This window comes from Streptomyces similanensis (assembly GCF_039543625.1).
In the GTDB taxonomy this organism is placed as follows: domain Bacteria; phylum Actinomycetota; class Actinomycetes; order Streptomycetales; family Streptomycetaceae; genus Streptomyces; species Streptomyces similanensis.
The window spans coordinates 52268-75183 of sequence record NZ_BAABKC010000007.1; the positions used below are offsets into that span (position 1 = coordinate 52268).

Annotated in this window: 22 protein-coding genes and 1 pseudogene; 14 read left to right on the top strand and 9 right to left on the bottom strand. The window is 71.4% G+C overall.

Going from position 1 to position 22916, the window contains the following annotated elements; translation table 11 throughout:
• Positions 1 to 491 precede the first annotated feature (491 nt).
• From ABEB07_RS02585 to ABEB07_RS02605, 5 genes are all read left to right on the top strand, one after another.
• A complete protein-coding gene (locus tag ABEB07_RS02585) occupies positions 492 to 1229 on the top strand; it encodes a hypothetical protein (RefSeq protein ID WP_345666813.1) in 738 nt (245 codons plus the stop codon).
• Positions 1229 to 1924, top strand: a complete 696-nt coding sequence (locus ABEB07_RS02590) for a hypothetical protein (RefSeq protein WP_345666814.1) — start codon at positions 1229 to 1231, stop codon at positions 1922 to 1924. The genes ABEB07_RS02585 and ABEB07_RS02590 overlap by 1 nt, the downstream gene beginning before the upstream one ends.
• Positions 1925 to 2079: 155 nt before the next feature.
• Positions 2080 to 2331, top strand: coding sequence for a hypothetical protein (locus ABEB07_RS02595; protein ID WP_176146610.1), 252 nt, complete (start codon positions 2080 to 2082; stop codon positions 2329 to 2331).
• Between the two features lie 11 nt (positions 2332 to 2342).
• On the top strand, positions 2343 to 3527 hold the full coding sequence (locus ABEB07_RS02600; protein ID WP_176146611.1) for an SPFH domain-containing protein: 1185 nt from the start codon (positions 2343 to 2345) through the stop codon (positions 3525 to 3527).
• Between the two features lie 267 nt (positions 3528 to 3794).
• Positions 3795 to 4343 (top strand): putative immunity protein, encoded by a 549-nt coding sequence (locus ABEB07_RS02605; protein WP_345666845.1) that lies wholly within the window; start codon positions 3795 to 3797, stop codon positions 4341 to 4343.
• Positions 4344 to 4484: 141 nt separating this feature from the next.
• Here ABEB07_RS02605 and ABEB07_RS02610 read toward each other — a convergent pair whose 3' ends face one another.
• Positions 4485 to 5393: an aldo/keto reductase gene (locus tag ABEB07_RS02610; RefSeq protein WP_345666846.1), complete on the bottom strand. Its 909-nt coding sequence runs from the start codon at positions 5391 to 5393 to the stop codon at positions 4485 to 4487.
• A gap of 67 nt (positions 5394 to 5460) precedes the next feature.
• Here ABEB07_RS02610 and ABEB07_RS02615 point away from each other — a divergent pair, with 67 nt between their 5' ends.
• Positions 5461 to 6459 (top strand): ArsR/SmtB family transcription factor, encoded by a 999-nt coding sequence (locus ABEB07_RS02615; protein ID WP_345666815.1) that lies wholly within the window; start codon positions 5461 to 5463, stop codon positions 6457 to 6459.
• Between the two features lie 228 nt (positions 6460 to 6687).
• Here the strand turns inward: ABEB07_RS02615 and ABEB07_RS02620 are convergent.
• Positions 6688 to 7038: pseudogene (locus ABEB07_RS02620) on the bottom strand (peptide deformylase); the annotation flags it as partial.
• A gap of 490 nt (positions 7039 to 7528) precedes the next feature.
• Between ABEB07_RS02620 and ABEB07_RS02625 the strand changes: the two are divergent.
• Positions 7529 to 7933 carry a hypothetical protein gene (locus ABEB07_RS02625; RefSeq protein WP_345666816.1) on the top strand — a complete coding sequence of 135 codons (405 nt, stop codon included), beginning with the start codon at positions 7529 to 7531 and terminating at the stop codon, positions 7931 to 7933.
• Between the two features lie 331 nt (positions 7934 to 8264).
• On the opposite strand, the gene ABEB07_RS02630 is transcribed toward ABEB07_RS02625, so the two are convergent.
• Both ABEB07_RS02630 and ABEB07_RS02635 read right to left on the bottom strand, forming a co-directional pair.
• Entirely contained in the window at positions 8265 to 9314 is a 1050-nt protein-coding gene (locus tag ABEB07_RS02630; protein WP_345666818.1) for an amidohydrolase family protein, read from the bottom strand.
• 298 nt (positions 9315 to 9612) lie between these two features.
• On the bottom strand, positions 9613 to 10257 hold the full coding sequence (locus ABEB07_RS02635; RefSeq protein ID WP_345666819.1) for a TetR/AcrR family transcriptional regulator: 645 nt from the start codon (positions 10255 to 10257) through the stop codon (positions 9613 to 9615).
• Between the two features lie 112 nt (positions 10258 to 10369).
• On the opposite strand from ABEB07_RS02635, the gene ABEB07_RS02640 reads away from it, so the two are divergent.
• From ABEB07_RS02640 to ABEB07_RS02650, 3 genes are read left to right on the top strand one after another with little or no spacing between them, the layout of a single operon-like run.
• Entirely contained in the window at positions 10370 to 12004 is a 1635-nt protein-coding gene (locus ABEB07_RS02640) for a bifunctional 3-(3-hydroxy-phenyl)propionate/3-hydroxycinnamic acid hydroxylase (RefSeq protein WP_345666820.1), read from the top strand.
• An 11-nt stretch (positions 12005 to 12015) separates the two neighbouring features.
• Complete coding sequence (locus ABEB07_RS02645) at positions 12016 to 12888, top strand: alpha/beta fold hydrolase (RefSeq protein ID WP_345666821.1); 873 nt, start codon at positions 12016 to 12018, stop codon at positions 12886 to 12888.
• Positions 12885 to 13898, top strand: coding sequence for a VOC family protein (locus tag ABEB07_RS02650; protein ID WP_176146618.1), 1014 nt, complete (start codon positions 12885 to 12887; stop codon positions 13896 to 13898). The genes ABEB07_RS02645 and ABEB07_RS02650 overlap by 4 nt, the downstream gene beginning before the upstream one ends.
• A gap of 164 nt (positions 13899 to 14062) precedes the next feature.
• On the opposite strand, the gene ABEB07_RS02655 is transcribed toward ABEB07_RS02650, so the two are convergent.
• Positions 14063 to 14809 carry an IclR family transcriptional regulator gene (locus ABEB07_RS02655; RefSeq protein ID WP_345666848.1) on the bottom strand — a complete coding sequence of 249 codons (747 nt, stop codon included), beginning with the start codon at positions 14807 to 14809 and terminating at the stop codon, positions 14063 to 14065.
• Positions 14810 to 14987: 178 nt separating this feature from the next.
• Between ABEB07_RS02655 and ABEB07_RS02660 the strand changes: the two genes are divergently transcribed.
• From ABEB07_RS02660 to dmpG, 3 genes are read left to right on the top strand one after another with little or no spacing between them, the layout of a single operon-like run.
• A complete protein-coding gene (locus tag ABEB07_RS02660) occupies positions 14988 to 15830 on the top strand; it encodes a 2-keto-4-pentenoate hydratase (protein ID WP_345666822.1) in 843 nt (280 codons plus the stop codon).
• On the top strand, positions 15827 to 16768 hold the full coding sequence (locus ABEB07_RS02665; RefSeq protein WP_345666823.1) for an acetaldehyde dehydrogenase (acetylating): 942 nt from the start codon (positions 15827 to 15829) through the stop codon (positions 16766 to 16768). The genes ABEB07_RS02660 and ABEB07_RS02665 overlap by 4 nt, the downstream gene beginning before the upstream one ends.
• Positions 16765 to 17787 (top strand): 4-hydroxy-2-oxovalerate aldolase, encoded by a 1023-nt coding sequence (gene dmpG / locus ABEB07_RS02670; RefSeq protein ID WP_345666824.1) that lies wholly within the window; start codon positions 16765 to 16767, stop codon positions 17785 to 17787. The genes ABEB07_RS02665 and dmpG overlap by 4 nt, the downstream gene beginning before the upstream one ends.
• Before the next feature lie 436 nt (positions 17788 to 18223).
• Here the strand turns inward: dmpG and ABEB07_RS02675 are convergent, their stop codons facing one another.
• From ABEB07_RS02675 to ppk2, 4 genes are all read right to left on the bottom strand, one after another.
• Positions 18224 to 18727, bottom strand: coding sequence for a hypothetical protein (locus tag ABEB07_RS02675; RefSeq protein ID WP_345666825.1), 504 nt, complete (start codon positions 18725 to 18727; stop codon positions 18224 to 18226).
• Positions 18728 to 19169: 442 nt separating this feature from the next.
• A complete protein-coding gene (locus ABEB07_RS02680; RefSeq protein ID WP_345666826.1) occupies positions 19170 to 19880 on the bottom strand; it encodes a peptidylprolyl isomerase in 711 nt (236 codons plus the stop codon).
• Between the two features lie 530 nt (positions 19881 to 20410).
• Positions 20411 to 20818: a hypothetical protein gene (locus tag ABEB07_RS02685; RefSeq protein WP_345666849.1), complete on the bottom strand. Its 408-nt coding sequence runs from the start codon at positions 20816 to 20818 to the stop codon at positions 20411 to 20413.
• Positions 20819 to 21024: 206 nt separating this feature from the next.
• Positions 21025 to 21981 (bottom strand): polyphosphate kinase 2, encoded by a 957-nt coding sequence (gene ppk2 / locus ABEB07_RS02690; protein ID WP_176146624.1) that lies wholly within the window; start codon positions 21979 to 21981, stop codon positions 21025 to 21027.
• A 265-nt stretch (positions 21982 to 22246) separates the two neighbouring features.
• Between ppk2 and ABEB07_RS02695 the strand changes: the two genes are divergently transcribed.
• A complete protein-coding gene (locus tag ABEB07_RS02695; protein WP_345666827.1) occupies positions 22247 to 22804 on the top strand; it encodes an SMI1/KNR4 family protein in 558 nt (185 codons plus the stop codon).
• Positions 22805 to 22916: the final 112 nt, after the last annotated feature.

The following is a 22916-nucleotide window of genomic DNA, read 5'->3' on the forward strand; positions in this document are numbered from 1 at the left end:
GTGGAACTTCGTTGAGACAGGTCAGCGGGCGCGGGTGAGGAACGCGGCGAGGACGCCGCCGGGCAGCGGGATCCGGGCGGTTCCGGGCGGAAGCGGTGGCCGTCATCGTGACGGTGGGGCCGATCGTCGTCCCGGACACCGCCCGGTGCGCCATCGGCACGAACCCGTGCGACGACTCATTCGCTCAGGAAGCAGCGGGCAAGCCCTCACGGCCACCGTGGCTTCACACGCCTCCCGATCAGGAGCCGGACCTGGTCGTGGTCGTCGTTGGTCGGCGGGGCGGAGGAGACCGACAGAACCAGGGCGGTCACGTCGACGCCGAGGGCGGCGAGCCGGAGCGTGGCCCGCCGTTCCGCGCGGCGAGGTGGAGCCGGCCGACGCCGAGTTGAGGATACGGACCGCCTGTCTGTTCCTGTGCGGCACGGTTGCTCAACGCCTGGACGGAGGGGGAGACTTGGAGGCACGAGCGCGTTGGGACCGACGGGGGTGCGATGAGAGCTCGCGATACTCTGCGCACCGCCGTCGGCACCACAGCCGCCGCCGGGCTCGGCGTGGTGCTGTTGTGGGCTTCGGACAAGACACCGGGCTGGCTGACCCCCACGCTGACCGCCGTGATCACGGGCGTGGCGGTGGAGAAGCTGGCCGAGGTTCTCGGCCGTCGCCGCACACCGGCCGCCGACGGTTCCGGCACGGGTACGGGGTCCGGTGCCGGTGCCCCGTTGCCCGCCGGACCGGCCGAACCGCTCGCCTGTCATGTCAAGCTGACCGAGACCAGTTTCTTCCACGTGCCCGCGCTCGGCGACGAGCCCGTCCGTACCGTGCCCGCCAGCGGTTTCATCCTGCGGCTCACCGTCACCGCGCTAGCGGGCAGGACGGTCGTACTGAGCGCCCTGCGCCCGGTGGTGCTCGAACGGCACCGTCCGCGCGGGTACCTCACGCCGCACGCCGGAGTCGTCTCGCCCCGCCGCTACACCGTCCTCCTCGACCCCGACCCTCCCCTCCTCAAGCCCCGAGGCGACGACCGGCGCCCCTTCTCGTACAAGGTGGGCCCGGACGATCCCGAGGTCTTCGAGCTGCTCGTCGTCGCCGAACGCTCCTACGTGGTCTGGACGTTGGAGCTCGACTGGATCTGTGAGGACCGACAGGGGACGACGCGGATCGACCTTGCGGGACATCCGTTCCGCACGATGGCCAGGCCGCCCCGCGGCACGGAATGGAGCGTGAGCTGATGCCACCCACCCGCGGTCCGTCCGGTGCCACCGCACCCGACGACGGCGTCCAGTTCGCCACCCGCGTGCTCGGTCTGACACACATCAGTGTGCGTCTGCTGCCCAGCTCCGAGGTCGGCCCCGAGCCACTGGACATCCCCTGCTCCGGACACAACGTGTATGTCGATCTGATGGCCGACGGCACGGTTCCCGTGATCCTGCGTGCGCTGCGCGCCGAGGTCGTCTCCCGCGAGGAGTTCCAGCCCGACGGAGTGGTGATCGCTCCCCTGCCCGGCCCCTCTGTGTCCTTCGCCGAGGACCTGGCCGACGCCCGGCGCCGCGGCCTGGAGAACTACCAGCCGATGCTCGTGCCGGACCACGAGATCCTCCTGGACGAGACACCGCCCGTCGTCCGGACCGCGGTCGGCGACACGGGACACCCGCTCCATCCGAGCTCCGCGCTGCCGCTGACCGTGCCCGTGGGCGAGACCCGGCGGGTGGTCGTCGCCCCGCACACCGAGGACCGGCGCCTGCTCACCTGGCGTCTCACGGCCGAGGTGACCTACGCCGGCAACCGCGCCGAGCCCGCTTGGACTCTGAAGACCACCGCCGAGACCACTATGCGGGTGTTCACCCCGGGCGGCTCCGAGGGGCGCTTCAGCCCCGCCCACGACGTCTCCGACCACTGGGCCCCGGTGGACCGGCGACGCCGCTGAATCCGCAGCTGTGCCCGCCCCTCGCGGCCCAGTCGCCCCGAGGGACCCGCCTCACCCCGGCGCCGACCGCACAGTCCTGTTCCTTGCCCATGAGTACCGGCCGGACTGGGTCTATCGTCGGAATGAGGGGGTCAGGACGAGGAGGACGGCCGGTGATGCCACAGGACGAGGCCGTGGTCGGCTGTACGGGGACGGTGCTCATCGGGACGCGCGGATCCGCGGGGCCCGGCGAGATCCTGGTCCGGGTCAGAGGCGGCTCGGAGACCTTTCTCGCCTGGTCGGAGAATCCCTTGTCCGCGGGTGTGACGGTGCTCGTGATCGAGTCGCGTGGATGCCGTGAGGTCGGTGTCGTCGAGTGGGTGGATCCTTTGGACGCGCTCGGTGAGGGCATCGCCGGCGCCGGCTGAGGAGTACAGGCATGTTCGGATACCGCGTCCCCGCCCCCGACGAGGCGATGTTGATCTCGGGAGGCAGGCGGGGCCTGGGCGGGGCGCCGTTTCGGGTGGTGACGGGGCACGGCAAGTTCGTCCTCCCGGTCTTCCGGAAGGTCCGGTTCCTCACCCTGTCGATGTGTGAGTCCGAGGTCACCGAGACCTGTGTGACCAGACAGGGCATCGCGTTGCACGTCCGCGCGGTCATCGCCTTCAAGGTCGGCAACGATCACGAAAGCATCATCAACGCAGGTCAGCGCTTCCTCTCCGACCAGGAGCAGATGTCGGTACTCACCGGCCGGATCTTCGCCGGCCACCTGCGGGCCATCATCGGCTCGATGACGGTCGAGGAGATCGTCACCGAGCGGCAGAAACTCGCCGCCGAGGTCCTGGACACCTCCAAGACCGAGATGGCGAAGATCGGCCTGACCGTCGACTCCCTCCAGATCCAATCGATCGATGACGGCGACACCGGCTACATCGACGCGATGTCCGCACCGCACAAGGCGGCCATCCAGCGGCAGGCCCAGATCGCCCAGGCGCAGGCCACTCAGGCCGCGACCCAGGCGGAGCAGGCCGCGGCCCGCGCACAGGCCGAGTACGCCAGGCAGACCGCCGTCGTCAAGGCCGAGTACTCGGCCGAGGTGGACCGCGCCCAGGCGAGGGCCGCACAGGCCGGACCGCTGGCGCAGGCAGACGCCCAGCAGGAGGTGCTCGCCGCCCAGACCGAGCTGGCCCAGCGGCAGGCCCTGCTGCGTCAGCAGCAGTTGGTGGCCGAGATCGTGAAGCCCGCCGAGGCCGACGCCGAGCGGGTCAGGATCCTCGCCGCCGCCGAGGCGCAGCGGATGAAGATCCAGGCCGAGGCGGCGGCCTCCTACGACCGGGTCGCGCTCGACCGGATGCTGATCGACCAGCTGCCTCAGATCGTCAAGGAGGCCGCCGGCGGCCTCGCGGGCGCCAACGTCAACGTCCTCAACGGCGCGGACGGCCTCGGCGAGATCGCCGCCGGCCTCGTGTCCCAGGGCCTGACGATCCTCGACTCGGTCCGACAGGACCTGAGCAACCAGAACGCCGACGGCCGTCGCCCCGAGGAGGGCGAGGACGATGTCCTGCCCCGACTGGCCGCCGGCAAGGAGCAGCCGTCGACGGACGGACGCGAGGACATCGACTGAGGACGGCAGCGGACGCGCTCACGCGCAACGACGCATCGCCGGCTGGAGAGGCCCCGGCGTGAGCGATCCACTGAGGACGCACACCGCTGCCGGGTGGGTACCCCTGCCGCACGCCCCGTTGTCCGCGGTCCGATCACCCGCCGCAACGGACCGTGGCAAGACATCTCAGGGAGCTGAGGAGTCGAGTTGATCCCTCGGCAGCCGGCATGGGCGGTCCGGAGCCGCCCTGGCGTCTTGCTCTCCGGCGCGATCATCGAAGATGGCTTCATGACGGAGGAAGCGAGCGAGGTCGTTCTGAGCAAGCGGGACCTTCGTGAGGTCACCGCGTTCGCCGCGGCATGCGCGGAAGTGGTGCTGGAGATATTCGAGGCCGATCAGCCGGACGACTCGCGGCCTCGGGACGCTGTCGGTGCCGCGTGGGGGTTCGCCCGGGGTGGTGAACGCGGGAAGTCGCTGCGGGACACAGCCTCGGCGGCCCTCAAGGCCGCCAGGAGCGCGGACACCGCGGCCGCGCGCGAGGCAGCGTGGGCGGCGATGTCTGCGGCAGGGGCCGCCTACCTGCATCCGCTGGCCAAGGCCACCCAGGTCAAGCACATTCTCGGAGCCGCCGCTTACGCGGCCAGAGCGGCCGAGTTGCTCGCCGGTGACGATCGCGGTGTTGGTGTGGAACACCTTGAGCGGACAGTACAGCGTGCAACAGCGGTCGTCATCGACGTGCTCAAACGCTTCCCGGCGGCGCCGGGTGGCGGCGGACGGGTCGGGGAGTTGATACGCATGCTGGACGCCGACCTACGTTCACGCACTCTCACCGAGTGACTTCACCGGGTCACGGATGAGAATCCAGGACTGGTATTGCCAGGCGCTCGGCGGTTGCCAGGGATATGGGGCCGGTTGCCGGGAAGCGGCCAGGGCGGACAGGCCGACCAGTACGAGTGGATCACCACACCGGAGGCTCGCTCATCCCGTTGCGTGGCGGAAGGAGTCCAGGACGGCGAGTTCGTCCTCGGACAGGCGCAGGGAGCCGACGGCCACGTTCTGGACGAGGTGGCCGAGGTCACCGGTGCCGGGAATCGCCAGAACGTGAGGGCCCTGGTGGAGTGTCCACGCCAGCCGGATCTGGGCGGCGCTCACACCGCGGGCGCGGGCGACGGCGCGCACCTCGGGGCTGTGGTCGGCGATCGCGCCGGCGGTACGTCCACTGCCGGCGATCGAGTAGAACGGCACGAACGCAATGCGTTGTTCACCGCAGACGCGCACGAACTCCCTCTGCTCGGACGGTGCGCCGATGCCGTACATGTTCTGGACGCAGACCACGGGCGCGATGCGCAGGGCCTCGGCAAGGTGGTGGGGGCGGACGTTGGACAGGCCCAGGTGACGGATGAGTCCGGCCTCGCGAAGTTCGGCGAGTGCGCCGAAACGTTCGGCGATGGAATCGGTGCCGACGATGCGCAGGTTCACCACGTCGAGATGGTCGCGGCCGAGCTGGCGCAGGGTCTCCTCGACCTGACCGCGCAGTTGCCCGGCAGTGGCGTGCGGCAGCCACTGGCCCGCAGGGTCGCGCCCCGGTCCGACCTTGGTGGTGATGACGAGATCGTCCCGGTAAGGGGCCAAGGCGCGGTTGATCAGCTCGTTGGCCGAGCGCAGCCGCGAGAAGTAGAACGCGGCCGTATCGATGTGGTTCACACCGAGTTCGACCGCCCGGCGGAGCACACTGATCGCCTGGTCACGGTCGCGTGGGACGGCATTGGCGGCGAATGCCTCGCCGTGCTGCGGCAGGCGCATCGCGCCGAAACCGATCCGGTTGACGGTGCGGTCGCCGAGCTTCCAGGTGCCTGACGCAGCCGCGGTGATCTTCTGTGAGGTCATGGCCCGATGATCTCCGCGCGGTAGGCTGGCCCGCCATTGATTCACCCATGCCTGAATCCGTTGAGGAGTGGCCGTCCTGGCAGAGCTGGCGTTCTCGACGAGCGATCTGGCGCAGGTGCGGTTCGCCGTCTCACCGATGTGGGAGGTCGCGCCCAGCTTCCGCCTGCTGAGGTCCGGCACCGCGCATCCGGTCCACCGGCCCTGGGCCGACCAGGTACGCCCGCGCATGGTGGCAGCCGGGCTGGACCGGGGATGGCTCTGCGAGCTGATCCCACCGACCGGCGGGTACGTCCCCGACTTCCTCAACCCGGCCCCTTCCGGACCGGCCCCCACCCTGGCGGCCGAGCGGGACGCGATCCGGGCCTCGCCCACCGACCGGGTACGCCAGGACCTCGACCACCTGGCCCGCCACCAGGGCGACCTCGGTCCCCGGCTACGAGCCTTGCGCAGCGACCCGCAGACACTTCTGGCCAAGGTCGCGGAAGAACTCGAAGCGTACTGGGAGCTGGCACTTGCCCCCTACTGGGCGCGGATCCGGGCGGTCCTGGACGCGGATATCGTCCACCGGGCCCGCCTGGCCGCCGAGCACGGTACCGGTCACCTTCTCAATGACCTGCACACATCGCTGAGCTGGGACGGCAACGCGCTGCGGATGGCCGGCCGAAAGCAGCCGCTGACCCGCCCGACAGCGGGAGCGGGACTGCTGCTGATCCCCTCGGCCTTCACCGGGCCGGGACTGCGCACCCGAACGACACTGCCGGACCCGCCTCAACTCGCCTATCCGGCGCGCGGTACCGGCACCCTGTGGGAGCCACGCTCCGTGACCCGGGCCGACGCCCTCCGCGCCGTACTGGGCCGCTCGCGAACCCTGCTGCTGACCGAGCTGGAGATCCCGGACTCCACCACGCAGCTGGCCCACCGCACCGGGCTCTCCCCGGCAGCCGTATCCCAATGCCTCACCGCGCTTCGCGACGCGGGCCTGGTCAGTGCCCACCGGGTCGGCCGCTCCGTCCTCTACGCCCGCACCGCCGCAGCCGAAGTCCTCCTCCAAGCCCCTTCCGCCTGACTCCGCGTCACCCTCCGGCTCCGGAAGTCGCGCACGCGCTCACGGCGAGCGAGGGCACGGTAGCGTTCGTCCAGGACGCCCGGCGCCGGGAGGAACTGTGCCGGCCGCTGGGACCGGCCCCCGAGGTCGGCCCTTGCTGCCCGGCCCTGACGGACGACCTGCCCAGGCCGGCCGCATCGCGGTAGGCCGCTCGCAGAGATCGCCGGGCGGTGAGGACGCTGACGCCACTCACTTCCCGAGCAGCTTCGCCGCCGAGGCACGCCGGGCGAACACCTTGTCCTGGGTGTCCCACATCTCCCGAAGAGCGGACTGCCGTTCCCTCTTCGAGAGCCGGTTTAGATACAGCCGCCCATTCAGGTGATCGGTCTCGTGCTGCAGGCACCGAGCGAAATACCCCCTGCCCTCGATCACCAGAGGATGGCCGTCCTTGTCGCGGCCCCGGACGACAGCACGATCGAGGCGGGGCACCGGGCGGCAGGGGCCGGGGACCGACCGGCGGCCTCCGGGCTCCTCCACCAGGCGACGGTCGCTGGCGGGCACTTCATCGAGAACCGGATTGGCGATGTGCCCAACGTGTCGGTGACTCAACATGCCTCGCTGAGCAGGCTCGTGACGACGGCTCCGACGGTGATCCCATGGACCCAGATAGCGGGGACCGTCGCGCTGTGCGCCCTCGTCGCCCTGGCCACCGCGTCGGCCGCGACCTGGAGTGCGAGCCGTCGGCCTGCGATCGAGACCGTAGACATCCGTGAATAGCACGCCCTCGGGAGACGGCCCCTCCACCCGTTGGGCGGCCGTGTGGAGGCGGCGGCGTACCGGGTGTGGGGCCGGGCGCGCGCCCGAGCATGTGCGGCCGGTCGAAGAAGCTCCGGTGCGTGAAGCTGCTGCTGGACGGGCTGGAGCACCGGTGCGGCCGGTGGCCGGGCCCGATCCGCCGCATCGCGCCGAAGTGTTCCGGCTCGATGAGAAGGCCACGACGCGCCACGCGGACTGCGCGCGGGCACCGCTGGAACAGGTCACCGCGCAAACCCGCGAGAGGCGGCAGTGACCTTCTGCCATCCTGCTTGCCATGTCCGCACGAAATCGAAGGCTGCCCCGGCACCGCGCCTGGCCCCTGACCACCACCGACATCAACGAGTGTCTCGGCCCTCGCACGAGCCGTGTCACGGACCTGCGGTTTCTCACGGGTCACGACAGCGGGAGCATCGTCCTGGGAGCGGAATGGACCGCTCCGATCCCCCGCAACTACGGTCGCGGCACGCACCCGGACATGGTCGGCTTCCGGATAGACGTCCACCCGGTCGATGCCACGGAACGTGCCGCCACCCGCGCCGCCCTCCGGGCGCATGCCCTCCCGCAGCTGCACGCATGGATCACCCAGGCGATGGCTGCCGACGAGACCTGGCGATTGACCGCCCACCGGCGCTACTGGCGGCTCACCGACGGCCACCTCACGCACCGCGACGAAGCGTGAACCGGGGCGGAGAGCAGGGGGCTCAGGCGGCGGCGAGCCGGGGGAAGAGGGCTTCGATCTCGGGGCCGAGGGTCGCCCACTGCTCGTAGGAAGGTGTGGTGATGCCGAGATAGGCGAGTGACCGGATCACGGCAATTGCCGATCGTCGAGCACGCGGAAGCGACACACGTGCGAGGTGCTCGCCGTACTGACGCGGTGGTGCGCTTCATGACCAGGTGAGCCGCGCGCACGCCGGATCGGCACCCACCGGCGCGACGGCGAGGCCGGGCAGGGCCGGGTTCAGTGCTGATGCCGACGCCGACGCGACGACCGGGCAGGTGTGGGCGCCTTCTCAGTCCGTTCCGGGCTGGACGAGTTTGAAGGCAAGCCGGGCGGCGGCGCGTTGGGCCGACTGGCGCAGGCGGACGGGGACGGGGGGCCGTCGCACGGCGGCGGTCCCCGAGGTCGCGAGACGCGGGAAGAGCGCTTCGGCGTTGGTGTGATTGACGGCCGTCAACTGCGCTGCCGGCAGGGACGTGTCGAGGCCGTTGGCGAAGTACTGGCCGGCCGGGGTGGGGGCGAAGGGCCAGTCGCTGCCGAACAGGACGTGTCCGGGCCGGGCGAAGGCGAGGAGGGTGGGCAGCGCGGCGGGGCTGGAGGACAGAGCGGTGTCGAAGTAGAAGCTGCGGAAGTCGTCGAGGACGTCCAGCGGGCTGCGGCCGGTGTCGGAGGCGATGGTGACGGCCATCCGGTGGGAGGCGTACGGCACGAATCCGCCGGCGTGGCTGAGGATGAACCGGATGCCGGGGAACCGCCGGACCACACCGCCGCGGACGAGGAGGTACGCGGCGCGGGTCGTGTCCAGGAGGAAGTCGGCGGCGAAGGGCGGAATGCCGTCGACCGCGGGCGCCGGGAGTTCGGCGGGGTGGACGAACACCACCGCGCCGCGTGCGTCCAGCGTCTGCCACAGCTCGTCCTGGTCCGGGGCGCCCAAGTAGGTCCCGCGGTTGTTGGCGAGCAGGGTGACGCCGTCCGCGCCCACCTCGTCCAGGGCGCGGGCCGCCTCGCGGGCCGCGGCGGCGGTGTCCGGGAGGGGGACGGTGGCGAAGTAGCCAAAGGACGAGGGGTGCTGTGCCACCAGCTCGGCGGAGTGGTCGTTGAGGCGCCGGGCCAGGGCGGCCGCCGCGTCGGGGTCGGGGAGGAATCCGACGCCGGGGGTGGAGACGGAGAGGATGGCGCTGCGGGTGCCCAGCAGCTCCATCAGCTCCAGAGCCGATGCGGCGCTCCAGTCGGGCAGCCGGCGTCCGCCGGCCTCACCGATGCCCGCCGCGGTGAGCTCGTCGCGGTAGAAGTCGGGCACGAGGTGCTGGTGGACGTCGATGCGCTGAACCGAAGAGGTCATGAGGAGGCGGCCTTTCGCGAGAGGTGCGTGGCACGGCGGGGAGGAGGACGGGCCGGTCGGTCGCGGCGCCGGGAAGGGGCGGCGCGGAGAGTGCGGGTGCCGCCGGCGCGGGCGCGCGCCGGGGCACGTTCGCGCAGGCGGTGGAGGCAGCGGCTGGGCCCACGTCCCGTGGCGGAACCGCCCAGCCGGCCTGAGTGATCCCTGAGGGCCGGGCGGTGAGGGGGCTGACGGTATTACACGAGCCCGCGTTCGTGACAAGGCGTCGGCGGCGGTCGAGAACGGTGTCGACGGCTCCGTCCTACGACGGGGGCGCCTCCGTTCGCCCCTCGCACATACGGATCGCCAGGTCGTGCACCGAGCGGGCGTGCAGCTCGAACATCGCCACCAGGTCCATCGGGTCCCCGCCGATCTCCCGCTGCACGAACAGCCCGTCCGCCCCGGCGACGGCGTAGGTGGTGAGCATGCGGACCGCCGCGTCGTCCAGGCCGGGAAAGAGCTCGGCGACGGTCTCGGCGATCTTGCGGGAAGCGATGGCGCGCACCTCCAGGAAGACGGTCCGGCCGCGCGGCTCGACGGGCCGCCGCTCCAGGGCGAGCATCAGGCCGAGCCGCAGGAAGTCGGGCTGATCCACCAGCGACCTCGCCACCCGGGCCGCCATGGCCATGACCTGGTCCAGGGCGCTCCCTGTTTCCTCGCCCGGCAGGAGCACCGCGGTCAGCCAGGTGTCGAAGCTGCGCTCGATGACCGCCGCGATCAGGTCGTCCTTGTCCTTGAAGTGCCAGTAGATCGAGCTGGCGGGCAGCCCGCACTTGGCGCTGACCGCCGCGATCGACGTCCCCTCGTATCCGCGCTCACCGGCGATGTCGGCGGCGGCGTCGAGGATGCGCTGCCGCGACTCCACCCCGTTGGCCCGCTTCCTGCGCACTGTCTGCGGCCTGGTCATGTGACGTCCCTCCTGTCGCACCGGGCCTTGACCGTATACCCGTGCCGAGCCTAGCGTAGCGTTCATTCCAATTGGAGTGAACGCTACATCAAGGATGATGCGAGGTGGTCTGATGTCAGCGGACGGCATCCGGATCAGGTCCGGGGACGACGCGCCGTACGACGTCGCGGTGATCGGATACGGCCCCACGGGAGTGACCGCGGCGAACCTGCTGGGCGCCATGGGCCTGCGGGTTCTCGTCCTGGAACGGGAACCGGAGGTGTTCTCCCGGGCCCGGGCCATCTCCACCGACGAGGAGGTCGTCCGGATCTGGCAGCGCGTCGGGCTGGCCGAACGCCTCAAGCGGGACATGCTGACCGAACGGCCCGTCGACTTCGTGGACGCCGGCGGCCGGCCCTTCATCAGCGCCCGTCCCACCCCGCGCGGCCACGGCCACCCGCCGCAGATGTTCATCTACCAGCCGGCGCTGGAGCAGGTCCTGCGCGACGGGGTGGACCGCTACCCCAACGTCGAGGTGCTCCTGCGGCACGAGTGCCTGCGGCTGCGGCAGGACGCCGACGGGGTCGAGCTGACGGTGGTCGGCACGGCCGACGACTCGGTGCGCCGGATCCGCGCCGCCTACGTGATCGCCGCCGACGGCGGCTCCAGCCTCACCCGCGCCCAGCTGAACATCGGCTACGAGGGGCGGACGTACGAGGACCGCTGGGTGGTCATCGACACCAAGATGCTCAAGCCGTGGCCCGGCCACGACAAACTGCGCTTCCACTGCGACCCGGCGCGCCCGGCCGTGGACTGCCCCACCCCGCTCGGCCACCACCGCTGGGAGTTCCCGATCCTCCCCGGAGACGACGAGCGGCAACTGACCACCGAGGAAGCGGTGTACGCCCTGGTCTCCCGCTACGGGATCGGACGGGACGCCGTCGAAGTGCTCAGGGCCACGGTCTACAGCCACCACGTCCGCTTCGCCGCCCGCTTCCGCTCCGGCCGGGTGTTCCTCGCGGGCGACGCCGCCCACGCGATGCCGCCGTGGATCGGGCAGGGCATGGCGGCCGGCGTCCGCGACGTGGCCAACCTGTGCTGGAAACTCGACGCGGTCCTGCGCGGCGAACTGCCGGAATCCGTCCTCGACAGCTACGAGACCGAACGGAAACCGCATGTCAGGGAAGTGACCCGGCGGGCCGTGTTCGTCGGCCGCCTCATCACCGAGCGCCGCCCGGGAGTCGCCGCGACCCGCGACCGGGTGCTGCGCGCCCTGGACCGGATACCCGGCTTCAGCGACTGGACGCAGGACTCCCACTGGATACCGGTGGCCCGCTACGCCCAGGGCCTCCAGGCGCATCCCCGCACCAAGACGTCCGGACGCCAGGTCCCCCAGCCCTGGGTGACCGGCCCCGACGGCGACCGGATACGCCTCGACGACGCGCTGGGCGGCCGCTGGCTGCTCCTGCACGCCCGCACCGCCACCGCCCGGCCGGCCTGGGACCGCCTGGGCGTGCCCGCCCTGACCGTCACGCCCCGCGGCTCCCGGCCCGCCGAGGGCACGCTCGTCGACAGCGACGGGATCCTGCTGCCCTGGATGGAGTCGCGCGGCGCCGCGACGCTCGCGCTGCGCCCCGACGCCTACGTCTACGCCTCCGCCGCTGGGAGCGGTCGGCTCCCTGGCCCGCCGGACGGATTCGCACCGGCCGCCCGCACGACCGCGGCCGGAACGGTCACCGTCCCGGCTCCGACGACCACCGCCCACTGAGGACCGAAGCCATGACCTCGACCACCGGCCTGCCCGTGCTGCGGGAGACCACCTACGACATCGGCGCCCGGAAGATCTTCGCGGCGGAGGCCGGTGACGGCGCGCCCGTGCTGCTGCTGCACGGCGGCGGCCCAGGAGCCTCCGGCGTCGCCAACTACGCCCGCAACATCGCGGAACTGGCCAAGGAGTACCGCGTCATCGTCCCCGACCTGCCCGGCTACGGCCGCAGCACCAAGGGGATCGATCCCGTCGACCCGTTCGGCGACCTCGCCGGCGGCGTCCGCGGTCTTCTCGACGCGCTCGACCTGGACAAAGCCCATCTGGTGGGCAACTCCTACGGCGGCGCCTGCGCGCTGCGCCTCGCCCTGGACACGCCCGAGCGGGTCGACCGCATGGTGCTGATGGGACCGGGCGGGATCGGCACCACCCGCGCCCTGCCCACCCCCGGCCTCAACAGCCTCCTGAACTACTACACGGGCGACGGGCCCTCGCGTGCGAAGCTGGAGAAGTTCATCCGCGACTATCTGGTCTTCAACGCCGCCGACGTACCGGACGCCGCCATCGACGAACGCTACGAGGCGAGCATCGACCCCGAGGTCGTCGCCTCGCCGCCGCTGCGCCGCCCGTCGGGCCCGGGAGCGCTGCGCACCCTCTGGCGGATGGACTTCACCCGCGACCCGCGACTGAACCGGCTGCCCGTCCCCACCCTCGTCCTGTGGGGCGCGGACGACAAGGTCAACCGGCCCTCCGGGGGCCTCATGCTGGCCGACCGGATGCCCGACTGCGACCTCTACCTGGTCGCCAACACCGGCCACTGGGTGCAGTTCGAACGCGCCGGCCTCTTCAACCGCCTCTGCGCCGACTTCCTGGCGGGCCGCCGATGACCGCCACCGCCGACGCCTCCGTGTTCGGGGCCGTCCACCTCGGCTACCTCGTCATCGAGACCGACCGCTTCGCCGACTGGCGCCGCTTCGGCACCGACGCGATCGGCATGCATCACGACGCGCTCTCCCGCGACCTCATGCGCTTCCGGCTCGACGACCAGGAGTGCCGCTTCCTGCTCCGCCGCGGTCCGGCCGAGGACGTCGTCGCCACCGGATGGCACATCGACGACCACACCTCCTTCGAGCGGATCGAGACACGTATCCGCGCCCACGGCGTGCCCGTCGTCCAGGGCTCCGCGGAAGAGGCGGCCCTGCGAGGAGTGGAACGCCTGCTGCGCTTCCCCGGCCCCAAGGGCATCACCCAGGAGATCTACACCACCCCCCGGCTGTCCACCGAGCCGCTGCGGATGCTCGCCTCCGGATTCGTCACCGGCGACTCCGGGATGGGACACGTGGCGATCACCTCCACCAAACCCGCCCAGCTGCGCGGCTACTTCGACACCGTCTTCGACGCCCGGCTCACCGACTGCATCGACGAGACCATCAGCGGCGTCAAGCTCAAGATCCGATTCCTGCGCGTCAACGAACGCCACCACTCCATCGCCGTCGCGGCGACCCAGGGCCTGCCGATCGACCCGATCCGCACCCGCGTCCAGCACCTCAACATCCAGGCCGCCACCCTCGACGACGTCGCCCAGAGCTACCGGCGCGTCCACGAGCTCGGCTTCGACATGGCGCTCTCCGTCGGCCAGCACACCAACGACAAGGAGCTGTCCTACTACGCCCGCACCCCCTCCGGCTTCGAGTGGGAGGTCGGCTGGAACCCCCTCGTCATCGATGAGGACACCTGGGAGCCCACCACCCACCAGGGCATCAGCGTCTGGGGACATCTCCCGGTCGGCCGGACCATCCTGGACAAGCTCGCCCAGTTCCGGGCCGGCGCCCGATCGCTGACCCGCACCGAAGACACCGTGCCCGCACTCAGCGGCACGGGCATCCCCGACGCGTGACCGCCGCACGGGAACAGCGCGAGGGCGTCGGACCGTTCGACCGCGAACGATGCGGTCCCGCCTCCGGTGACGTCACCGCCTGGCCCGGTCGCCGACCGCGGACGCCAGCGGTCTGTGGGGTGTCCGGCCCTGGGCCTCGGGCCCCGGCCACCCCGGCCGTAGCCTCAGGCTCCGGCCGCCCCCCGGATCTGCCGGCCCGCGCGCAGCGTTCGGGACAGGCCGAGAGCCGCGGTCCGCACGGCGGGCGCGAGCTGCGCCGGGTGGAAGCGGGCACGGGGCACCGCGACCGAGAGGGCCGCGACGGCCACCGCTCCGTCGAAGACCGGCGCGGCGATGCAGCTGACACCTACCGCGGCTTCCTCCTCCTCGTAGGCCAGGCCCGCCAGCCGGGCCTGCTCGACAGCGGTGCGCAGCCGCTCCGGGTCGGTGACCGAGTGGGGCGTGAGCCGGGGCAGCGGCGCCGCCAGCACCTCCTCGATGAGCGCCGTCCCGGAGAACGCCAGCAGGGCCTTGCCCACACCCGTGCAGGACAGCGGCAGACGTCCGCCGATCCGCGAGGGCAGCCGCAGCGCCTCGTGGCCGTGGATGCGTTCCACGTACACCACCTCGTGCTTCTCGCGCACCCCCAGGTGGACCGTCTCGTGCGTCGCCTCGAACAGGTCCTGCATGAACGGCAGCGCCGCCTCGCGCAGATCACGGCGGTGCGGTACCAGCGCTCCCCACGTGAACAGCTTGTCGCCCAGCCGGTATGCCTCGGCCTCCCGTTCGAGCAGTCCGAGCCGTACCAGGTCCGCGCACAGCCGGAACACCGTGGTCTTGCTGAGCCCCGTCCGCTCGACGAGTTCCGTCAGACGGAACCTGCCGCCGTCGGGACGGAAGCAGTCGAGCACAGCGACCGCCTTGTCCAGCATGTTCCCCTGCCCGCTGTTCCGTGTCATGGAACAGATGTTGCCGCATCCTCCCGGGCGCGCCTAAACCTGTCCTACGCCGACGGCCGGCACCGCCGGCAGACCCCCTCCCCCGTTCCCCCGAGGTGTCCTCCATGTCCCACACCCGACGCACCGGCCCTGGCCCCGAAGGGGCACGGCCATGAGCGCCCCCGGTTCCGCAGCGGTGGCCGAGGCCGCCTCCGTCCTGGAAGAGGCCGCCCGCACCCGCGTCCCGTGTCCGCCCGTGCGGAGCCTGCTCCCCGAGGGGGACGTCGCCGCGGCCTACGCGGTGCAGCGCCGCCACGTCGAGCGGTCCCTGGCGGACGGCCGACGCGCGGTGGGCCGCAAGATCGGTCTGACCTCACCGGCCGTGCAGCGCCAACTCGGCGTCGGCCAGCCCGACTTCGGGGTGCTCTTCGCCGACATGGCGGTTCCCGAGGGCCGGCCGATCGCCCCGGGCCGCCTGCTCCAGCCGAAGGTCGAGGCGGAGGTCGCCCTGGTCCTGGCGGAGGACCTGCCGTACCGGGAGCCGACCGTCGCCGACCTGCTGCGGGCCACCGCGTTCGCGCTGCCCGCTCTGGAGATCGTCGACAGCCGGATCGCCGACTGGGACATCACCATCGTCGACACCGTCGCCGACAACGCCTCCTGCGGAGTGTTCGTCCTCGGAGGCACACCCGTTCCGCTGGACCGGGTCGACCTGCGAGCCGTCCGCATGACCCTCGCGAAGAACGGCGGCACGGTCTCCACCGGCAGCGGCGCCGACTGCCTCGGCGGCCCGCTGACCGCGGCGCTCTGGCTCGCCGCCACCCTCGCCGGTCTCGGCGACCCGCTCCGGGCCGGCGACGTGATCCTCACCGGCGCGCTGGGCCCGATGGCGGTCGCCGCCGCGTGCGACGAGTTCACCGCCCGTATCGAGGGCCTCGGCACGGTGACAGCGGCCTTCGCCGCCACCGAAACGGACACGGACACGAACACGGACACGGAAGGAACCCCGGCATGACCACCAAGGTCGCCGTCATCGGCTCCGGCAACATCGGCACCGACCTGATGATCAAGGTTCTTCGGCTCTCCGACGACTTGGAGATCGCCGCCCTGGTCGGCATCGACCCGGAGTCCGACGGTCTGGCCCGCGCTCGTCGGCTGAAGGTCGCCACCACCCACGAGGGCATCGACGGCCTGGTCGCGATGGACGAGTTCGCCGACGTCGAGATCGTCTTCGACGCCACCTCCGCCGGAGCGCACCGCCGCCACGACGAGGTGCTGCGCGCCCTGGGGCGCAGGGTCGTGGACCTCACCCCGGCCGCCCTGGGTCCGTACGTGGTGCCGCCGGTCAACGGCGACGCCCACCTCGACGCGCCCAACGTCAACATGGTCACCTGCGGCGGCCAGGCCACCATCCCCGTGGTCGCGGCCGTCTCCGCGGTCACCCCGGTGCACTACGGCGAGATCGTCGCGTCGATCTCCTCCCGCTCGGCAGGCCCCGGAACGCGCGCCAACATCGACGAGTTCACCGAGACGACCTCGGCCGCGATCGAGAAGGTCGGCGGCGCCGGGCGCGGCAAGGCCATCATCGTCCTCAACCCCGCCGAGCCTCCGCTGATCATGCGGGACACCGTCCACTGCCTGGTCGGCGACTGCGACGACGAGGCCGTCACGGCCTGCGTCGAGGAGATGGCCCAGCGGGTGCGCACGTACGTCCCCGGCTACCGGCTGAAGCAGAAGGTGCAGTTCGAGCGGGTGGCCGCCGCCGACCCGCTGCGCTCGCTGCTCCCGCCCGGCGGCCATGGGGCCGAGGCGACGAAGGTGTCCGTCTTCCTCGAAGTCGAGGGCGCCGCGCACTACCTGCCGGCCTACGCCGGAAACCTGGACATCATGACCTCCGCCGCGCTCCGCACCGCCGAGCGCATGGCCGCCCACGCGAAGACGGTGACCGCATGAGCAACGTATCCCCTCTCTACGTCCAGGACGTCACCCTGAGGGACGGCATGCACGCCGTCCGCCATCGCTACACCGTCGATCAGGCGCGGATCATCGCCGCCTGCCTCGACGCCGCCGGGGTGGCCGCGATCGAGGTCGCCCACGGCGACGGCCTCGCCGGCTCCTCCCTCACCTACGGCATCGGCGCCCACACCGACTGGGAGTGGATCGAGGCCGTCGTCGGCGCCGTCACCCGCGCGATCCCCACCACTCTGCTTCTTCCCGGCATCGGCACCCTGCGAGACCTGCGCCGGGCCCACGCCCTCGGCATCCGATCGGTGCGCGTGGCCACCCACTGCACCGAGGCCGACATCTCCGCCCAGCACATAGCCGCCGCCCGCGAACTGGACATGGACGTCGCCGGTTTCCTGATGATGTCCCACCTGGCCGAACCCGCCGAACTCGCCCGCCAGGCCCAGCTGATGGAGTCCTACGGCGCCCACGCCGTGTACGTCACCGACTCCGGCGGCCGGCTCACCATGGACGGCGTCCGCGACAGAGTCCGCGCCTACCGCGACACCCTCGCCCCCGCCACCGGTGTCGGCATCCACGCCCACCACAACCTCGGTCTGGCCGTCGCCAACTCCGTCGTCGCCGTGGAGAACGGCGTCACACGTGTCGACGCCTCACTCGCCGGCCAAGGAGCAGGCGCCGGCAACTGCCCCCTGGAGGCGTTCGTCGCGGTCGCCGACCTGATGGGCTGGGAGCACGGGTGCGACCTCTTCCCCCTCATGGACGCCGCCGACGACATCGTCCGACCGCTCCAGGACCGCGAGGTCCGCGTCGACCGCGAGACCCTCACCCTCGGCTACTCGGGCGTCTACTCCAGCTTCCTGCGCCATGCCGAGGCGGCCGCACACCGGTACGGAGTCGACACCCGCACGATCCTGGTCGAGGCCGGCCGACGCGGCATGGTCGGCGGCCAGGAGGACATGATCACCGACATCGCCCTCGACCTGGCGGCCGCGGCCACCGCCTGACGCCGTTGCCGGCCGCCCCCATGCGGCCACCGCAGGCGAGTCACGTGCCCTCGGGAGACCTCCCTCCATTCACTGCGGGTGCCGCGTCCGGGCTCGGCGTGGCGGGTGTGGATGTCCGGTGAGGTGAACACGTAGTCGATCCGTCGGGGGAGAGCGTCGTAGGTGAAGCCGTCGCCGTACCCGGCCGTCGGCCAGACGTCTCCGAGGCGGTGGGTCAGGGCGGCGATCTCCACGTCGGCCGGAGTCGCGTTGAGATCTTTCCCATGCCCCTGGGACGTGTCCCCCTTCGCGTGGGTCACGTGGCGATCGAATGTGGGTGACCGGGCCGCGTACACCCCCGGGACGCCGGAGCCGGCGATGTGGACGCGTCCGTCGCCGCGTCCGCGGGAGACCCGGGGGACTCCCCGCCGGGCGTCCGGGGCGTCACTCGGGCGAGTCATCCCCACCAAGGACTGCAGTAGGAGACCCCGGAGTTGAGCTTGATGGGTACGCCCGACCGGTGCAGGCAGATCCTCGCGGAGACCCGCTTGGAGTGGCTGTAGGTCTTGTTGAAGGAGACGTTGTTGTTCTTGGTCACTTTGGAATAGCCGCCGAGGGTGCCGTCGACCCTGAACATGACGACGACCTGACGGTTCTTGGGGGCGTAGTAGTGGCTGAGCTTGCCGTTCATCCTGCCCTGGTAGTAGCCGTGGCCGACGGCCGTGTAGGTGTGGGTGATGTCGGCGTAGCCGTTCGCACCGCCCCCGACCTGGGTCCACAGCCGCGCTCGGTGAGTGGTCTGGGCGGTTGCCGGTGCCTTGATGCCGGCCGGCGCGGTCATGGCCGTGTCGGAGGCGGCCTTGGCCGACGCGGGGGCCGCTGTGGCAGGCCCGCCGAAGGCGAGCCCGGCTCCAAGCGCCGCGGTCGAAATGGCGACGGTGGCAGTCGTGCGCAGCTTCATGCTGGCGATTCCTTCCGTTGGTGGATGCGGGATTCGCGGTCGGTCGCTCGAAGCGATGACGGCTCGTCTCGGTCGGTCGTCGTCGAGATTAGGGAACGCCACCCACCGGTGCGTACGGCACCGGTGGGACATCACGGGTAAACCTCGGCGGTACGCCCCGCATCGATCTGAGCGATCGTCAATGAGGAGGGGCGCTGGACGGCCGGGACAACCGGGCGTTCTGCATCGCGGTCGCCGGTGAGCGGAGCGGTCTTGTCCGACTGGACGGGACGGGCTCCGCTGATCGCGCGCCAGCGGTCCTGGGCGGACTCGACCAGCTTGAATACCGTCGCGAGGGCCGGCAGCCGGGCTGCCGGCCCCGCGGGTGACCTTGCCGGTGAGGTGCTCGTGGGCGTGGTCAGGTGCGTGGCTGGACCACCCACGGTGACCGCGCCCCGGTTCGTCAGGGCAGGTAGGACGGCCGGACGCTGAGCAGCTCGGACCGCAGTACGGGCGTGCCGTCGACAGGTGCCGGGTCCTGCGTAGTCGGCTCGATGCCGCCGGCAGCGATCTTGTCGAGCGTCTTCAGGCCGGCGGCGCCGACGGTGCCGAACACCGTGTAGTCGGGGCGCAGCGTGGAGTCGCCGTAGACGACGAAGAACTGCGAACCGTTCGTGTCCGGACCGGCGTTGGCCATGGCCAGCAACCCGCGGCCGTAAAGGCGGCGGACGCCGGTGGGATCGCTCGGCGCCGGCGGCAGGTCCACCGGCAGCTCGTCCTTGTACTTGTACCCCGGCCCGCCCTCGCCCGTGCCGGTGGGGTCGCCGCACTGCAGGACCTTCAGCGTCGGATACGCCGTCAGCCGATGGCACACCGTACGGTCGTAGAACCGGTGCCGCGCCAGGTGCACGAAGCTCTGGACCGTGCACGGCGCCTTCGCCCGGTCCAGACGCAGCGGGAGCGGGCCCTGGCTGGTCCGAACAGCCACACCGACCGTGCCGTGACTGGGAGTGTGCCGCGGGTCGGGCGGCAGGGAGACCCGCCGCGCCGCCGGCTCGTCCGGGGTCTGGGTGTACTGGCATGGACCGTGCGTGGTGCGCGGCGGGGCGTCGGAGGCGGAGGCGGTGGTGCTGCCACCGGACACGACCAACGCCGTCGCCGCCACTGCGGTCATGAGAACTCGGTTCATCCTGCACGCCCTCCAAAAGATCGCCAGATTTCGGAGCCGTCGCAGTCTAAGGCGCGGCCCGGCGGACGAGAACCCGCCCGCAAGCCACATCCGCCTCCCGGCCAACGTCGGGCGGCCGCAGGCCACTTCGTTCGGATGCGGCACAGTGTCGGCCGGCCGATCAGGGCGTCCGCCCGGGGCACGACGGATGCTCCCGGATGCCGGTCGGGCGGCCCGCTCCGGTCGAAGGGGGCGCCGGTCAGGTGCATGTCGTGTGCATGATATGCGCGCGCTGTGGCCCGGGGAACACGCGGGATCAGTGCCGACCCTGGGGCCCCGCAGGCGTCAACGGAGCAGCGCGCGGACGTACTTCGGCCCCCCGCTGGAGGCGGGAGGCGGGAGGCGGGAGCCGAAGTGTTCCGTGTCGTCCGTGGGGGCGATGCTCGGCAGCGCGAGCGGGCCCCGAGGGTGAGCCGCACCTCCGCCCACCAGGTGTCCCTCAGACGGCGCGCCGGTCTGTCTGCTCCGGGAGCAGGTCAACACCTTGTGCCGTCTGTCCACGCCGAGATCTCCGCGGCGCCCCGCCGGACGGCTTCGTCCTGGTCCCTCGCGAGCTTCCGGCAAGCCGCTGGGACGTCCGGCACACTGTCCGGTTCCACGAGCGCGTCGTGCACCCCGGTCTGCAGCCAGTCGGCCTGGTGACCGTCAGCCTCGGCCACCGCGAGAGCAAGGAGCCTGACAGCGGCCACCGTCCCCACCCGGGTCAGGGCCTCTGCCGTCTGCCGGGTCACCGCCGTGTCCTCGGTGTCCAGCAGTAGCCCCACCAGCGCCTCCGCAGCCTCAGGAGCTTCGGCGAAGGAAGCGAGGTCACGCCCGGCACAAGCCCGTTGCGCCCACGAAGGAGACGACGCCGCAGCCAAGGCCGCCGCCAACCCACTCATCATGTCTGCCACGACCAGACAGTCTCACGCCCACGAAGGAGATCGCCCACGCTGGCTGAAGCGGGGCGACGGTGCGGGCGGGAGCCGGACGCGAGCGGTGCGCGGCGGCGAGGGCGCTGTGTGCGCGGGCGCCGCGGAGCGTGAGCGCCCTCCGGTCTTGTGCGAGAGGGGTCGGGGCCCGACCCGTGTCGGACGGTTCCGGACGGGGGTCAGTCGCTGCCGGGGTGCTTGCCGGGGACGCCGAGGCCGGGCGAGAGCGGCGTGGGCGAGAGCGTGGTGTCCTCCTCACCGGGCTCCAGGAGGGTGTCGGCGGCGCCGACGATGCGCGGGTCGGGTGTGCCCACCGCCTCGTGGTCCTTGCTCGCGTAGTCGATGCGTGACAACAGGCTCCGCATGGTCTCCAGGCGGGCCCGCCGCTTGTCGTTGCTCTTGACGACGGTCCAGGGGGCGTGAGCGGTGTCCGTGGCGCGGAACATGCCGACCTTCGCCTCGGTGTAGGCGTCCCAGAGGTCCAGGGACGCGAGGTCGGTGGGCGAGAGCTTCCATTGGCGCACCGGGTCGACCTGCCGGATCGCGAAGCGTGTGCGCTGCTCGGAACGGGACACCGAGAACCAGAACTTCACCAGCACGGTGCCGCTGTCGACCAGCATCCGCTCGAAGGTCGGACACTGGTCGAGGAACAGCTCGTACTCCTCCTGGGAGCAGAAGCCCATCACGCGCTCCACGCCGGCCCGGTTGTACCAGGAGCGGTCGAAGAACACGATCTCCCCGGCCGTCGGCAGCTGCGCGACGTACCGCTGGAAGTACCACTGGCCCGCTTCGCGCTCGGTGGGCTTGTCCAGGGCGACCACGCGTGCGCCGCGCGGGTTGAGCCGCTCGGTGAGCCGTTGGATCGTGCCGCCCTTGCCCGCCGCGTCACGTCCCTCGCACACGACGACGACGCGCGTGCCGGTGTCCTTGACCCAGTGCTGGAGCTTGAGCAGCTCGATCTGCAGCACGCGCTTGGCGCGCTCGTACTCCTTGCGTCCCACCTTGTGGTCGTAGGGGTAGTTCTCCCGCCACGTGCGGATGGGGCGGCCCTCCGCGTCCAGCACGATCGGCTGCTCCCGCCGACTGGCGTCCACGGTCAGTCCGTCGAGCAGCTTCCCGGCGTCTTCCGCGTTCATCAACTGGCATTCCGTTCGGCTCTCGCGGTCGGTCAGAGGGACACACGAGTGCCCCGTCCGGCGCCGTCCATGTGGCGGCGCCGCAGTGGACGACGCCGGCGGTGTTCCGCGGCCTTCGCCGGGCCGGACTCGCTCGGTGACAGGGTCAGAGCCGGTATCCGGGCTCTCCCGGTCTTGGCCAGCTTCTCGGAACTTCCTTCGCCCGGCTGTCCGCCCGGCGGTCCTGACCGTCGACATGTCAGTGGGCTCTGACAGCATCTCGGTCATGATCGATATCGATGACCTCGTGCACCGCGTTGCCACCCGGGCCGCGTCGGACAGCCGGGATCTGCCCGGGCCCGTCGACCATGCCCGGATCGTGGCGGCCGAGAGGCAACTGGGCGTCACGCTGCACCCCCTGCTCGCGCGCCTGTATCGCGAGGTCGCTGACGGTGGCTTCGGCCCCGACTACCGACTGCTGCCACTGCTTGGTCCGGGCTCCAGCGTCGTCGGCGAGTACCTGACGCGACGCGGCGCGTCCGTGGGAGTGGAGCACCCGCAGTGGCCCGAGGGCGTCGTACCGATCCTGAGCTGGGGCTGCGCCATGTACGCGGGCGTTGACTGTCTCAGTGAGGACGGTCAGGTCCTGCTCTTCGAGCCGAACCCGTACAGCGGCGGATCGTGGGAGCAGTGTTGGTTCCTCGACTCCGCCGGCCTCGCGACGTGGCTGGAGACGTGGCTCGGGGGGACGGGCTGGTTCGAGGAGGATGCCTTCGACAGGGACGACTTGGCCGAACCTCAGCCGTGGAACCAGGCCGCGAGCCGACTCTCTTCCGGCGCATAGCGAAACAGCGCTACGTCGTCCCGTTGGCGCAGGGCCCGTCGTCCCGGGCATGCCCACGGCTCCCTTGGGAGCGCCGGCGTCGGGAGGGCGACCGAACAGCGTTCTGAAGCGC

Coding starts and splice junctions, on each gene's coding strand:
- ABEB07_RS02685 (WP_345666849.1), bottom strand. CDS start 20,818: ATGATGAGTGGGTTGGCGGCGGCCTTGGCTGCGGCGTCGTCTCCTTCG.
- ABEB07_RS02660 (WP_345666822.1), top strand. CDS start 14,988: ATGAGCGCCCCCGGTTCCGCAGCGGTGGCCGAGGCCGCCTCCGTCCTG.
- ABEB07_RS02605 (WP_345666845.1), top strand. CDS start 3,795: ATGACGGAGGAAGCGAGCGAGGTCGTTCTGAGCAAGCGGGACCTTCGT.
- ABEB07_RS02595 (WP_176146610.1), top strand. CDS start 2,080: ATGCCACAGGACGAGGCCGTGGTCGGCTGTACGGGGACGGTGCTCATC.
- ppk2 (WP_176146624.1), bottom strand. CDS start 21,981: ATGAACGCGGAAGACGCCGGGAAGCTGCTCGACGGACTGACCGTGGAC.
- ABEB07_RS02650 (WP_176146618.1), top strand. CDS start 12,885: ATGACCGCCACCGCCGACGCCTCCGTGTTCGGGGCCGTCCACCTCGGC.
- ABEB07_RS02635 (WP_345666819.1), bottom strand. CDS start 10,257: ATGACCAGGCCGCAGACAGTGCGCAGGAAGCGGGCCAACGGGGTGGAG.
- ABEB07_RS02610 (WP_345666846.1), bottom strand. CDS start 5,393: ATGACCTCACAGAAGATCACCGCGGCTGCGTCAGGCACCTGGAAGCTC.
- ABEB07_RS02600 (WP_176146611.1), top strand. CDS start 2,343: ATGTTCGGATACCGCGTCCCCGCCCCCGACGAGGCGATGTTGATCTCG.
- dmpG (WP_345666824.1), top strand. CDS start 16,765: ATGAGCAACGTATCCCCTCTCTACGTCCAGGACGTCACCCTGAGGGAC.
- ABEB07_RS02585 (WP_345666813.1), top strand. CDS start 492: ATGAGAGCTCGCGATACTCTGCGCACCGCCGTCGGCACCACAGCCGCC.
- ABEB07_RS02630 (WP_345666818.1), bottom strand. CDS start 9,314: ATGACCTCTTCGGTTCAGCGCATCGACGTCCACCAGCACCTCGTGCCC.
- ABEB07_RS02645 (WP_345666821.1), top strand. CDS start 12,016: ATGACCTCGACCACCGGCCTGCCCGTGCTGCGGGAGACCACCTACGAC.
- ABEB07_RS02680 (WP_345666826.1), bottom strand. CDS start 19,880: ATGACCGCAGTGGCGGCGACGGCGTTGGTCGTGTCCGGTGGCAGCACC.
- ABEB07_RS02695 (WP_345666827.1), top strand. CDS start 22,247: ATGATCGATATCGATGACCTCGTGCACCGCGTTGCCACCCGGGCCGCG.
- ABEB07_RS02665 (WP_345666823.1), top strand. CDS start 15,827: ATGACCACCAAGGTCGCCGTCATCGGCTCCGGCAACATCGGCACCGAC.
- ABEB07_RS02640 (WP_345666820.1), top strand. CDS start 10,370: ATGTCAGCGGACGGCATCCGGATCAGGTCCGGGGACGACGCGCCGTAC.
- ABEB07_RS02655 (WP_345666848.1), bottom strand. CDS start 14,809: ATGCTGGACAAGGCGGTCGCTGTGCTCGACTGCTTCCGTCCCGACGGC.
- ABEB07_RS02625 (WP_345666816.1), top strand. CDS start 7,529: ATGTCCGCACGAAATCGAAGGCTGCCCCGGCACCGCGCCTGGCCCCTG.
- ABEB07_RS02675 (WP_345666825.1), bottom strand. CDS start 18,727: ATGAAGCTGCGCACGACTGCCACCGTCGCCATTTCGACCGCGGCGCTT.
- ABEB07_RS02590 (WP_345666814.1), top strand. CDS start 1,229: ATGCCACCCACCCGCGGTCCGTCCGGTGCCACCGCACCCGACGACGGC.